The organism is Burkholderia sp. Ac-20345 (assembly GCF_017104825.1).
Taxonomy (GTDB): domain Bacteria; phylum Pseudomonadota; class Gammaproteobacteria; order Burkholderiales; family Burkholderiaceae; genus Burkholderia; species Burkholderia lata_B.
In genome coordinates this window covers 1-13,186 of record NZ_JAAGPO010000248.1, presented here as the reverse complement: position 1 = coordinate 13,186, position 13,186 = coordinate 1, and the positions used below count along the sequence as shown (strand labels likewise).

The 13,186-nt window shown below is 62.9% G+C and carries 11 protein-coding genes and 1 pseudogene; 10 read left to right on the top strand and 2 right to left on the bottom strand.

The features are described from left to right. The first annotated feature begins 113 nt into the window (after positions 1-113). The 3 genes from G3O06_RS42515 (at position 114) to G3O06_RS42505 (ending at position 2,741) form a co-directional block, all read left to right on the top strand. Positions 114-491, top strand: coding sequence for a 3-dehydroquinate synthase II (locus G3O06_RS42515; RefSeq protein WP_241020522.1), 378 nt, complete (start codon positions 114-116; stop codon positions 489-491). Between the two features lie 49 nt (positions 492-540). Continuing rightward, positions 541-1,641, top strand: a complete 1,101-nt coding sequence (locus tag G3O06_RS42510) for a 3-dehydroquinate synthase II family protein (RefSeq protein WP_205819644.1) — start codon at positions 541-543, stop codon at positions 1,639-1,641. Between the two features lie 77 nt (positions 1,642-1,718). Beyond that, positions 1,719-2,741 (top strand): methyltransferase, encoded by a 1,023-nt coding sequence (locus G3O06_RS42505; RefSeq protein WP_174974648.1) that lies wholly within the window; start codon positions 1,719-1,721, stop codon positions 2,739-2,741. 15 nt (positions 2,742-2,756) lie between these two features. On the opposite strand, the gene G3O06_RS42500 is transcribed toward G3O06_RS42505, so the two are convergent. After that, positions 2,757-3,464 carry a FadR/GntR family transcriptional regulator gene (locus G3O06_RS42500; RefSeq protein WP_174974646.1) on the bottom strand — a complete coding sequence of 236 codons (708 nt, stop codon included), beginning with the start codon at positions 3,462-3,464 and terminating at the stop codon, positions 2,757-2,759. A 302-nt stretch (positions 3,465-3,766) separates the two neighbouring features. Here G3O06_RS42500 and G3O06_RS42495 point away from each other — a divergent pair, with 302 nt between their 5' ends. From G3O06_RS42495 to G3O06_RS42475, 5 genes and pseudogenes are all read left to right on the top strand, one after another. Next, a complete protein-coding gene (locus G3O06_RS42495; protein WP_205819643.1) occupies positions 3,767-6,010 on the top strand; it encodes a TonB-dependent siderophore receptor in 2,244 nt (747 codons plus the stop codon). 143 nt (positions 6,011-6,153) lie between these two features. Beyond that, the gene (locus G3O06_RS42490; protein ID WP_205819642.1) at positions 6,154-6,516 is read left to right on the top strand and encodes a hypothetical protein; all 363 of its coding nucleotides are present in this window, start codon (positions 6,154-6,156) and stop codon (positions 6,514-6,516) included. A gap of 72 nt (positions 6,517-6,588) precedes the next feature. After that, positions 6,589-7,068 (top strand): annotated as a pseudogene (locus G3O06_RS42485) (prolyl oligopeptidase family serine peptidase); the annotation flags it as partial. A gap of 402 nt (positions 7,069-7,470) precedes the next feature. Beyond that, a complete protein-coding gene (locus G3O06_RS42480; protein ID WP_205819641.1) occupies positions 7,471-7,971 on the top strand; it encodes a TIR domain-containing protein in 501 nt (166 codons plus the stop codon). After that, entirely contained in the window at positions 7,968-8,846 is an 879-nt protein-coding gene (locus G3O06_RS42475; protein WP_205819640.1) for a macro domain-containing protein, read from the top strand. The genes G3O06_RS42480 and G3O06_RS42475 overlap by 4 nt, the downstream gene beginning before the upstream one ends. 773 nt (positions 8,847-9,619) lie before the next feature. Here the strand turns inward: G3O06_RS42475 and G3O06_RS42470 are convergent. After that, on the bottom strand, positions 9,620-10,582 hold the full coding sequence (locus tag G3O06_RS42470) for a DUF4062 domain-containing protein (protein WP_205819639.1): 963 nt from the start codon (positions 10,580-10,582) through the stop codon (positions 9,620-9,622). Between the two features lie 627 nt (positions 10,583-11,209). Here G3O06_RS42470 and G3O06_RS42465 point away from each other — a divergent pair. Further along, positions 11,210-13,000 (top strand): acyl-CoA dehydrogenase, encoded by a 1,791-nt coding sequence (locus tag G3O06_RS42465; protein WP_205819638.1) that lies wholly within the window; start codon positions 11,210-11,212, stop codon positions 12,998-13,000. A gap of 36 nt (positions 13,001-13,036) precedes the next feature. Continuing rightward, a partial coding sequence (locus tag G3O06_RS42460) for an FAD-dependent oxidoreductase (RefSeq protein WP_124636892.1) occupies positions 13,037-13,186 on the top strand: 150 nt, incomplete at its 3' end.

Sequence of the window (13,186 nt, the reverse complement as noted above, 5' to 3'; positions counted from 1 at the left end):
CGAGTCTGTCATCGCGTGTGAAGACACGATAAATACTGGATCCGACCGAAGATTCACGTGACAACGTCGCGGGTGCAGATGCAGCTGTATTTCATCGTCGAAGGGAGCGAGTCTTGTTCGACGCGGGCTCGGCCGAATCGTTCGTGTTCTGCGGCGGCGACCGCGCGCGCCAGCTCTCGCTGCTGCGTTCGGGCGAGCGGATCCTGACGGTCGGCGCGGCGGGCGACACGCGCGCGATCGTGGTCGGCCGCGTGCGGATCGAATCCGCGCCGCTCGTCGCGCTGCACACGCGCAGCGCCTCCGGCGCGAACACGCGCGTCGTGATGCGCGGCGACCGTGCGGTGCAGTTCCGGACCGACGACGGTGCGCGCGTCGGTCTGGCCGATGTCGCGCCCGGCGTCCGGCTTGCCGGCTTCGAACCGGGCGCCGGCTGGGTGGATTGCCGGATGAGGGCCGCCGCGTCGCGTTCGGTCGTTTCCGTCAGCCGCTAGTTTCATCCTGTCATTCAACCTGCGTTATCCCCTTCGAAGGAGATTGGCCTTGAAGAAGCTTTCCTGGATTGACCTGCGCAACATCGATGAGCTCGCGGACGAGATCACCGAGGAAGCGCTGCATGTCGGCGTGTCCGCATTCGTCGTGAAGGATGCGGAGCAGGCCGGGCGGCTGCCGCCGAGCGCGTGCAAGGTCGCGGTCGTCGATCGGCAGCCGGCCGATGCCGCGCTGCTCGAGCAGGTGCAGATCGTCCTCGTGAAGGATGGCCTGCCGGTCGATTTCGCGGTGCCGGACGGCGTCGAACTCGGCGTGTTCATCGAGGTGACGGGCGAGGCGACGCTCACGCGGGCGTGCGAGCTGTCGACGTCCGCGCCGTGGCTGCTCGTCGAATTCCTGCAGGACCCGAGCAAGATTCCGCTTGAAATCCTGCTGGCGGCCGCCGATCAGGCGACGGGCGAGCTGATCACCGTCGTCACCGACCTGGAGGATGCGGAGGTCACGCTGAACGTGCTGCAGCGCGGCCCCGAGGGCGTGCTGCTCACGCCGACGCAGGTCGGGCAGGCCACGCAGCTCGTGTCGATCTGCAGCGACACGGTCGAGGATCTGCAGCTCGAGGAAATCGAGATCGTCGGGCTCACGCACCTGGGGCCGGGCGAACGCGTGTGCGTCGATACCTGCTCGCGCTTCGAGCAGGACGAGGGCATCCTCGTTGGCTCGTATTCGACCGGCATGATCCTCATCAGCAGCGAGACGCATCCGCTGCCGTACATGCCGACGCGCCCGTTCCGCGTGAACGCCGCCGCGCTCCATTCGTACGTCGTCGCGCCGGACAACCGCACGCGCTATCTTGCCGAGCTCGAATCGGGCGCGGAGATCCTCGCCGTCAACGTGCAGGGCAAGGCGCGCCGCGTCGTGGTCGGGCGCGCGAAGGTCGAGACGCGGCCGCTGCTGCTGATCGAGGCGAAGAATGCCGCCAATCGCGCGATCAACATCATCGCGCAGGACGACTGGCACGTGCGCGTGCTCGGGCCGAAAGGCAGCGTGCACAACATCACGGAGCTCAAGCGCGGCGACCGCATCCTCGGCTACACGCTCGATGCGCAGCGCCACGTCGGCTACCCGATCCGGGAATTCCTGCACGAGCAGTGATCCGCATGCTTCATTGACGATGCGATCGCCCGGTGCGTCACGCGCCGGCGCGGTCGGTTCATGTTCAGGAGTACTTTATGGAAAATGCGGCAAAACAGGTGCTGGATACGCTGTTCGGACGGTGGCGCAGCCGGATCCTGTATGCGGGCACGCGGCTCGGCGTGTTCGATGCGGTCACGACGGATGCGCCGGTTTCGTCGGCCGCGCTCGCGGCGAAGCTCGACGTCGACGAGCCGCTGCTATACCGGCTGCTGCGCGCGCTTGCGTCGCTCGGCCTGCTCGACGAGGACACGCGCCGCGGCTTCAGGGCCACCGCGTCGGGGGCGCTGCTGCATGCGGACGCCCCGAGCACGCTGCGCGATTTCGTGCTGCTGCAGGAAGGGCCCGAGCACTACGCGATCTGGGCGCACCTGCCCGACATGGTGCGCGAGGGCGAGCAGAACGGCTTCGTCCGCGAGTTCGGCGCGATGGCGTTCGACTATGCGAAGGATCACGAACGCTACCGGACCGACTTCAAGCGCGCGATGTCGAGCTTCTCGACCGTGCAGTCGGAACAGGTCGTCGATGCGCTGCGCGACGTGACGTTCGCGCCGGGCACGCATGCGTGCGACATCGGCGGCGGCCAGGGGCACATGCTGTGCAGCCTGCTGCGGCGGTTCTCGCCGCTGACCGGCGTCGTGTTCGACCTGCCCGAAGTGATCGACGGCGATGCGGATGACTGGGCGCAGCGGATGGGCGTGAGCGCACGCTGCAGCAAGGCGGGCGGCAACATGTTCGATGCGGTGCCGGCGGCCGACGTCTACCTGCTGAAGCTGATCCTGCACGACTGGAACGACGACGAGTGCGTGGCGATCCTCAAGCGCGCGCGCGAAAGCGCCCGGGACGGCGCACGCGTGTTCGTGATCGAGCGGGTCGTGCCGGCCCCGGGCGTCGCGCATTTCTCGAAGCTCTACGACATCCACATGATGTGCTGGGGCAGCGGCCGCGAGCGCACGCGGGACGAATACGACGCGCTGCTCGGTGCCGCCGGCTGGCGGCCCGCAGGGATCCGCTCCGCGCCCGACGGGCAGATCGACGTGATCGAGGCCGTTGCCGTGTAACGCTTGCCGGGCGCGTCAGGCGGCGGGCGTCTCGCGGGTCTCGAGCCAGGTCATCTGCGGCTTGAGGATCGCGAGCGTCGCGCGAACCGCCTTGTTCTCGTCGCGCTGTTCGATCGCGTCGAGTACGGCCTGGTGCGCCCGCATGTCCGGCTCGGGAATCTCGGCTTCGTCGAGTTCGACGAGGATGTCCTCGACGTTCGCGAGGATCGAGCCCGAGAAATAGCGATACAGCGCTTCGAGCGCGTGATTGTGCGATGCCGCGGCCACGGCGATGTGAAACGCACGGTCGCGCTCGACGAACTTCTTCACGTCGCGCGACGCTTCGCGCTCGCCACGTGCCTTCAGCAGCTTGCGCAGCGTCGCGAGATCCTCGTCGGTGCGCCGGCGCGCCGCGTAGCGCGCGCATTCCGTTTCGAGCATGCACTGCAGTTCGAGATGGTCGCTGCGCGCGGCGCGATCGACGTTGCGCATCGTTTCGGCCGGATCGACATTGCGGCGCACATAGGTGCCGTCGCCCTGGCGCACTTCGAGCACGCCGGAATACGCGAGCGTGCGAACCGCCTCGCGCACCGTGTTGCGCCCGACCTCGAGCTGCTTCGCGAGATCGAGCTCGGTCGGAATGCGCTGGCCGACGCGCCAGATGCCGGAAGTGATATTGGATTTGAGGATCTCGATCGCGGAATCGACGAGCGAGTGTCGGGTGGCCGGGGGCAGGCTTGACATTAAGTGTTTCGCTTGAAACTTGAGGGTGTCGCTATCCTATCATCCGATCATTCGTTTAGTCGTTCAGGATAACGATATTCAAACGTGACATTTTGTTAACGTCAGACGAATAAACCTGCGGCCGATCGATGCAAGCCGCACATTCGTCGATTGCGTCCACCGGCATTTACCCGCGCCGCGCCGGCGTAAATGATTCCCATTCGCTGTTCAGTCGAGGTCGCCGTTGCATGAGCGGCCCGTCTCCCTACCCAAGGGCGCGGCCTATCCGCCGACGTCCGTCTCCGCTTTCCGGATAACCCGAGATGAATCGATCACACACCGGCCGCCGTGCGCGGCCAGGATTTCCGTTTCCGCGCGCGGCGTTGCGGCGCGTGCCGGGCTGGGCGGCCGCACTGGCCTGCGCGGCCGCGATGCCGGTTGCCGCTGCGGCGCAGGATGCGCCGGAGGCGGGTGAACCCGCCGATGCACCGATGCTCGCGCCGATCGTCGTCGACGGCCGGCGCGAGACGGGTGTCGGCCCGGTGCAAGGCATCGCGGCCGACGTATCGCGCGCGGGCACCAAGACCGACACGGCGATCGTCGAGGTGCCGCAAGGCCTGTCGGTCGTTACGCGCGAACAGATGGACCGGCAGGACGTGCACAGCGTCGGCGAGAGCCTGCGCTACACGCCGGGCGCCTATGCGGACTCGCGCCCCGGCGGCGTGCTCGAGAGCGTGTTCCTGCGCGGCTTCGGCGGCTTCGCGGCGGCGGCCATCAATCCGCAGATGCTCGACGGCCTGCCGCTGCCGAAAGGCGTGAACTGGGCCGCGAGTGTCGTCGATCCGTGGACGCTCGAACGCATCGACGTGTTGCGCGGCCCGGCGTCGGTGCTGTACGGGCAGGCGAGCCCGGGCGGTATCGTCGACATGGTCAGCAAGCGGCCGACGCGCGATGCGCAGCACCTGCTCGCCGTGCAGACCGGTAACCGCGATCGCGGGCAGCTTGCGTTTGATTTCAGCGGACCGGTGACAAAGGACGGCACGTGGCGCTACCGGATCGACGGCCTCGCGCGCCGTGCGGACGAGCAGATCGATTATTCGCGGCAGCAGCGGATCGTCGTCGCGCCGTCACTGACGTGGCAGCCGAACGCCGATACGAGCTTCACGCTGCTGGGGTCGTTCCAGCGCGATCCGCACAACAACTTCGCGGGCTGGCTGCCTGCCCTCGGCACGCTTTGGCCGGATGCGGGGCGTCGGATTCCGACGCACTTCTTTCCGGGGCTGCCCGGTTTCGACACTTACGACCGCACGCAGGCGATGATCGGCTATGCGTTCGAGCATCGTTTCAATTCGACGTGGAAGGTCCGGCAGAACGTGCGCTATACGCATCTCGATGTCGACTTCGCGGGTGCGGCCGTCAATTTCATCGCGCCTTATCTGGCGCCGGGCGTGCTGAATCGTTCGCTGTCGTGGTCGCGCGAGCACGTGAACCATCTCGCGCTCGACAACCAGGCCGAGACGCGCGTGATGACGGGGCCGGTCGAGCATACGGTGCTGGCCGGGCTGTCGTATGAGCATGCGGTGGCGAATCTCGTTGGGTCGGGCTTTGGTGCGGCGCCGCCGCTCGATACGCGGGCGCCTGACTACGGGCAGCCGTTTACGGTGCCGCCGGTCGCGCAGCAGACGCGGCAGACGCCTGACCGGATCGGCGTTTATCTGCAGGATCAGGTGCGCTGGGATCGCTGGGTGTTCACGCTCGGCGGGCGGGAGGAATGGTCGCGCACGACGACTGATGATCTGCTGCGGTTCGCGAGCGTGCGGCAGAGCACGCGGGCGTTCACGGGGCGCGCGGGGGCGGTTTATCTGTTCGATAGCGGCTTTGCGCCTTACATGAGCTATTCGACGTCGTTCGAACCGGCGCTCGGCACGCGCTTCGATGGCCAGCCGTTTACGCCGACGAAGGCGAAGCAGTTCGAGGTCGGGTTGCGTTATCAGTCGCCGGATCGGCTGCAGAACGCGTCGATCGCGGCGTTTGATATTCGCCAGCGCAACGTCCTGACCGCTGATCCTGAGCATCCGTTCTTCAGTGTGCAGACGGGCGAGGTGCGGTCGCGCGGGATCGAGCTGGAAGGGCGTACGCGCGTGTGGAAGCAACTGGATGTGATTGCTGCATACACGTATCTCGACACGACGGTGCAGGCCGATACGGATCCGACCGTCGTTGGCAAGCGCGTGGCGGCGGTGCCGCGTCATCTTGCGTCGTTGTGGCTGGACTATGCGGTCGAGCAGCCTGGGTTGCGCGGGTTGAGGGTGGGTGGCGGTGTGCGATATGTCGGGCGCAGCGCGGGCGATAACGTCAATACGTTCGATGTGCCGGCTGTCGTGTTGTTTGATCTCGGGCTGTCGTATGACTTGGGTGTCGAGCGGTCTGCATGGAAGGGATGGCGCGTTGCGGCGCATGTGAACAACCTGTTCGACCGGACTTATGTGTCGTCGTGTTTTTCAGCAGGCGGGTGTTTCTATGGCACGCGGTTGATGGTGACGGGGGATGTCAGTTATCGGTGGTGATGGGGGGTGACGATCGCGATGCCGGTGCGGACTGCGCGTGAGCGGCTTTCCCGACCGCGCTGCCGCCCGGATACACTGACGCCTTCGTCGTTTGCATCGCGGCAGCATGGGCCGTGGGCAGCGGATTCGTGGAGAGATCACCCATGAGCATCGTCGTTCGTCGAAACCGGATCGCCATCCGCTTGTGTCGAGTGCTGATCTCGGGGGCGTTGATCGCTTCCATCGTCGGCTGTGCGGCGACGGCGGTTGACGACACGTCCATCGCGCCGGATCTGCATGAAACCGTCGTCAAGGTCCCGGTCGATGAGGGGGCGAGCACGCGGGATATCGTCGCCACCACCTACATGCCGGACGGCCCCGGCCCCTTTCCGCTGATCGTGCTGAGCCACGGCAGCCCGCCCGATCCGCGCGACCGACCGAAGGTGCGCCGCTATCGCGCGTTACCGCAGATCCGGACGTTCGTGCAGCTCGGTTTCGCGGTCATCGTGCCGATCCGCCGCGGATAGGGGGCGACGGGCGGGGGCGACGAAGAGGATGCGGGTTCGTGCCGACATCCCGATTACCTCGCTGCGGGGCAGCAGGCCGCGCGCGATGTGCTCGCGGCCGTGCGGTATGCGCAGACGTTGCCGCAGGTGGATCGAAACCGTGTCGTGCTGGTCGGGCAATCGGCGGGTGGTTTTGCTTCGCTGGCGGCGGCGAGCTATGCGCCGCAAGGGGGGGTCGCGGTGGTGAACTTCTCGGGTGGACGTGGGGGGAACCCGACGACCCATCCAGGGATGCCGTGCGATCCGAAGCAGATGGCCGACACGATCGGGCATTTCGCGAGTACGACGCGGGTGCCGGTGCTTTGGCATTACGTGCAGAACGACAAGTATTTCGCGCCGGAGGTGGTGGCGACCTGGTTTGCCACGTTTCAGGGGGCGGGTGGGCGTGGGCAGATGGTTGTTGAGCCGCCGTTTGGCAGCAACGGCCACGGGATGTTCTCGGTCAAGGAGGCGATACCGATTTGGTTGCCGCACTTCGAGGCGTTTGTCGGGCCGTTGGTGGCGATGAAGTAGGGGGATTCGGTTAAACGTCCGGTTTGAGGCAAGGTCGAGCAACGGCCGTTACCGACCCAGTACGGCCATTCGCTTTCTGCTGACTAGCGTCTGAAACGCAGCGGGTGCTGTCGGTCATGGCCAAAAACTAGATCACGTTGCGAACCACGAAGCAGTCATTGAACTGCTGAGGCGCCGAAACCCGAAATGCCCGGTACGCGGCGCGGTCTGGTTATTAAGGGTGAAGGCACACAGTTCAACTCAAATGCGACGCCTGCTCGCTGCTCGGAGCGGCCGGTCGACGCTGTCATTGCAATGTGGATCGGGTGACCCCTAAAGCGTGTTGCGCTGGCGCGCATACCCAGATATCTTCTACAAATTAGTTGAGCGGCTGCAACGACCAACATTAAGGCTCGGGGAAAAATGGCGTATCGCAACAAGACCTATATCGCCTTCGACGGCGACCGTGACATGGCCTACTACCGCCTCATGACGGCGTGGTCAGAAAATGAAAAGCTCTCCCTTAACTTCTCCAATGCACATGACCTGAATACGGCAAGGGATTCCAGCCAAGAGGCGAGCATTAAGGCGCAACTCAGGGAACGATTCTCGAACTCAAAGTTGTTCATTGTGATAATTGGCGAAAACACATGGCGTCTAACAAAATTCGTGCAATGGGAGATTGAGACTGCAATTCGACTTGATCTTCCGATCATCGGCGTGAACCTAAATGGAAGTCGAACAAAGGACGGACTGTGTCCACCCGCGATGCGTGAGGCGCTGGCCATCTACGTGCCATTTAAGGAAAAGGTTGTCAGTCACGCCGCTGTCAATTGGCCCGCCGACCACACCCGATGCAAGTCAGAAGGTAAGTCTGGTGCCTTTCATTACAACGATTCGTTCTACAAGGGGCTCGGCCTGTGAAGTTCTTCCTTCGTTCGCTCGCGACGACTTCCTTCTGGAGGTATGCACTTTTCTCTGTCGATGCCCTGGCCGCCGTCCTCGCCACTGTCGGAACTCTGTACTTTTTCATGGAGTTCATGGACTTCCTGAATATCTACACGAAGGACAAATACAGCAAGTTTGCAATCGTTCCGATCACCATTGTGGCCATTCTTTGGGTAATCGTGACGCGCCGACCAGTTTCGAGAGTGACATACAAGGTACCAAAGCGCGACATCATGTTCGAAGTCAAGATCGGTGACATGTTCGCGGAACCGGGCGACATCGTCGTTAGCACCAACACCACCTTCGATACCGATATAGCAAGCGGATTGATTTCCCCGGAAAGTCTGCAGGGTCAAGTTTCCCTTAGATTTTTCCAAGGAAATACTGCGCTAATTGACAAACAGCTAGACGCTAGCTTGGCGAATGTACACTTCACTGACAACGCCAATGCTCCCGGAAAAAAGCGGGAGTATCCCATCGGAACGGTGGCAAAGGTTAGCACTGGCAATAAGACCTTCTACTTCCTAGCGATGTCCAGATTGAACGCATCTGGGACTGCAGGAACAACTCTGCATGACGTAGAGAACGCGTTGGAAAAGCTTTGGGTGTACATCGGCAACAACGGCAACCTAGCCGATTTAACCGCTCCGCTAGTTGGCACTGGTCGTGGCCGAATCGACACTTCGCGAAAGAAAATGACAGAGAAAATCGCGCAGTCATTCGCCGACGCGGCGAAGAACAGGCTGTTTTCCAATAAGTTGACCATCATGATCCGTCCGGAGGACGCCGACAAGTTCCAAGTGAACCTGTTTGAAATCAAAGATTACCTCAGCCGAAGCCTTCACATCTAAGCAGTCCACCTGTCGGTCGCGGTGGACCGCATTGCCCTACGAGGGCCAGTAGGGGCAGGGTAATGAACGACCGGAACAGATCAATACGCGCTTTGCCAAGATCACGAAACGTCGTTTGCAACCCGCAGCCTGTCCCGACCGATAGATTGACGGGCCACCCGGCTTCGAAAGTTCCACCACCGGTCATCAACATTGGCCGCGAATGGCCGTTTTTTTAGAGATAGCAATCGTTCCATCCGTCGGCCGCGATAACCGGATCCAGCCTATAGCCGGTACTCAAACTTTATTTTTCAATGACGGTTCCTGGCTGGCAGCCGCCGGTCGGGATCTCCGGCAACTGGCCGAACGGCGAACTTCAAGCGGTCGCGTTCGGCCCGCTGGCAAACTTGGGCTGCCAAAGCAATTTTTCCCGGTCACATGAGCACGCAACCCGCAGCAGCACCAGCAACCGTTACCCCAGTGATGCAGCAAAACCAGTGTCTTAGCTGACAAGGCCTGATACATAAACCTACGCCAAGACCTACGCTCGCCCTCTTGGGGATGAGGCCGTTACCGACCCGTTGCAACCGTTCGGGTTTCGTTGAGAAATGTCTGCTTTGCTGCGATCTCAGTCGGTCGAAGTCCACCATTGAATTCACGCATTGCAGTCATCCAGAAAGGATGGATGAGGCAGGCGAACCTGAGCGCACGGACTAGACGCAATCCGCGTATGTCGGTGCGCGATGTAGAGCAACGGGGAACGGCTAGATGGATCGGCGTACAGTGCTAATTACCTATTCCTCTAGGATGCTGACCTCGATGGTGATGTACTCATCCTTCCAGGCAGCTGAACTCATCGGCTTCAGACGCCCCGCATCATCGAAGAGGCCAACCCAGACCTTCAGTAACGTCTGCTCATCGCCACCATTCTTCGAAGTACTCTTGACCCATTCCCTATAGTCAGGAGAGTCCCAATTTTCCTCATCGACCTGGTTCATGCTCTTCGCGCCCGAGAGCCACTGCGTCAGCTCAGTTAGGTCAGCAAAGAAGATTCGATAGCGGTTTTTAGTGACTCGACGGAGAGCCGCAAAGCAAGGGTGATCGGTCAGTAGGATGTCTTTGACAGCGACCCCCGCTTGATCGGCAGCAGTAGAGAGATATTTCGCAAGCTCGCCTACAGTGGCGATCGAAGACTTCAACTGGTCGAGGAACTGATACTGCCGTGCGTTGGTCTGCTCTTTCAGCATCCTCTGAAATAAACCAGCTAGTTGTTCCTTCAGCAGAGCGATGATGTCGCTGGCATTCTCGAATGGGAACAGTGGGTTCCCTGTTGGAAGTTGATCCACTTCATCAATGAAGTCGAAAACCTTGCGATCGCTGACGTGCGTAAGTACCAGATTCCGGACGTCACGGTTGTTCTTGTAGAAAGTCCGCTCAGACAGGACATTCTTCTCGACGAATACATAAACCTGCTTGCCTTGGTCGTAGGCTTCGCGCAATTCATTCTGTGTGACTGAACCGGAGGAAACGGTGGACCCGCTCCCGTACCGGCCCCCGATGATGCACACCAAGATGTCGCAGTTTTCAACCTCCCGATAGCACGAACTCTCCAGCTTGTCGCTGCGGCCATATGGAATAGCCCCGACTTCGTGCCGGATAGTTTCGTAACCTAAGTCCTTCATCGCCCGTGCGAGGTCATCCCGGATGACCTTGAGGTCATAAAAGGTGGAACTGATGAATATCTGCGGCCGTGCCATTTTCATCCTGTGGACAATTTTGGAGCGTATTCTACAGTCTGTTGCAGATCGAAGGAGGTGGGTGTTCCTCGGGCGCCCGCCGCTTGGATTGACCACTGTGCGGCGCGGCCCGTGGGCACGGATCCAGTCGCGTTCAGGACGGTTCGCGATCCCGACCCACGTCATAGACGATCTTTCTTCACTTCCGGGTTTGTTGCGCGGGATTTAAGCGTTTTCCGACCTCCGCGTGATCGTTTACACACCAGGTGCTTCCCGGCTTCGGGCCGGAGTCGCCAGCCGGCGTGCAGTCCGCATCGTGGATCAAGGTAAACCCGTGGCTCGCCCCCCCCCCCCCCGCGCAAACCTGACCACCTCGACCGCACCATCCCGCCAACGCGGCACACCGTTTGCTCGCCAATCCCCCAAACCTCCCAAACCCGCCCCTGCCCAATCCCCCACCCATCTGACCTTTCCCCGCTTCACCCCCACATCCCGTGGCCGATTTTGTCACCACATGGGCCGGATATGACAATAGGAATCGCCCGCCCCGGCATTACGATGACCCACGTCGTCGCCAGGGCCTGAGCCGGTTTTACCGCCTCCCGCCCCGTAGCGCCCCTCATATACCGTCTGATTGGAACATCGACCATGAGCTATAACGCCCCCGTCAAGGACATGCTGTTCGTGCTGAAGGAGCTGGCCGGCATCGACGCCGTTGCGCAGTTGCCGGGCTTCGAGGATGCCGGTTACGACACGGCGCAGGCCGTGCTCGACGAGTCCGCGAAGTTCTGCGGCGAGGTGCTGGCGCCGCTGAACGTCGAAGGCGACCGCAACCCGAGCAGCTGGAAGGACGGTGTCGTGACCGCAACGCCGGGCTTCGGCGAAGCATTCCGCCAGTTCGTCGAAGGCGGCTGGCAGGGGCTGCAGCATCCGACCGAATACGACGGTCAGGGGCTGCCGAAGCTGATCGCAACGCCGTGCATCGAGATGCTGAACGCATCGAACCTGTCGTTCGCGCTGTGTCCGCTCCTGACCGACGGCGCGATCGAGGCGCTGCTGACGGCCGGCACCGACGAGCAGAAGCAGCGCTACGTGCCGAAGCTGATCTCGGGCGAATGGACGGGCACGATGAACCTGACCGAGCCGCAGGCGGGCTCCGATCTCGCGCTGGTGCGCTCGCGCGCCGAGCCGCAGGGCGACGGCACGTACAAGGTGTTCGGCACGAAGATCTTCATCACGTGGGGCGAGCACGACATGGCGGACAACATCGTCCACCTGGTGCTGGCGCGCACGCCGAACGCGCCGGAAGGCGTGAAGGGCATCTCGCTGTTCATCGTGCCGAAGTTCATGGTCAACGACGACGGGTCGCTCGGCGCGCGCAACGACGTGCACTGCGTGTCGATCGAGCACAAGCTCGGGATCAAGGCGAGCCCGACGGCGGTGCTGCAGTACGGCGACCACGGCGGCGCGATCGGCTACCTGGTCGGCGAGGAAAACCGCGGCCTCGAATACATGTTCATCATGATGAACGCGGCGCGCTTCGGCGTCGGGATGCAGGGGATCGGCGTGGCCGACCGCGCATACCAGAAGGCCGCGGAATTCGCGAAGGAGCGCGTGCAGAGCCGCCCGGTGGACTGTTCGGCCAAGCAGTCGGTGACGATCATCCATCACCCGGACGTGCGTCGCATGCTCGGCACGATGCGCGCGCTGACCGAAGGCGCGCGGGCACTGGCCTACGTGGCCGCCGCGCACAGCGACATTGCCCACCGCCATTCGGACGAGGCGACGCGGGCACGTCATCAGGCAATCTACGAGTATCTGGTGCCGGTGGTGAAGGGCTGGAGCACGGAGATGGTGAACGACGTGGCGAGCCTGGGCGTGCAGGTGCACGGCGGGATGGGCTTCATCGAGGAGACGGGCGCGGCGCAGTATTATCGCGATGCCCGTATCCTGGCGATCTACGAAGGCACGACGGCGATCCAGGCGAACGATCTGGTGGGCCGCAAGACGATGCGCGACGGCGGCGCGGTGGCGAAGGCGCTGATCGCGGAGATCGGCGACACGGTGGCGGCGCTGGGCAAGCTGGACGGCGCGGCGGCCGCATCGGTGAAGGCACAGCTGGAGAAAGGCGCGAAGGCGCTGTCGTCGGTGGTCGATTACGTGGTGGCGAACGTGAAGCAGGACCCGAACGCGGTGTTCGCGGGCAGCGTGCCGTACCTGAAGCTGGCGGGCGTGGTGTTGTGCGGGTGGCAGATGGGCCGCGCGCTGGTGGCCGCGCAGGCGAACCGCGCGAGCGACCCGGCGTTCTTCGATGCGAAGATCGCGATCGCGCAATGCTATGCGGAGCACGTGCTGGTGCAGGCCGGCGCATTCGAAGCGTCGATCGTCGGCACGAAGGGCAACGAGGGCGTGCTCGCGTTGACGGAAGACCAGTTCTGACCGGCTGACGGTCGGGACGCAGGAGGAGACAGGATTTTGACCACACAGGACTTGCTCGCGCAATACGGCCCGCGCGAATCGATGGAATACGACGTCGTGATCGTCGGCGGCGGCCCCGCCGGGCTGTCGGCGGCGATCCGGCTCAAGCAGCTGGCCGCCGAGAAAGGCACCGAGATCGGCGTGTGC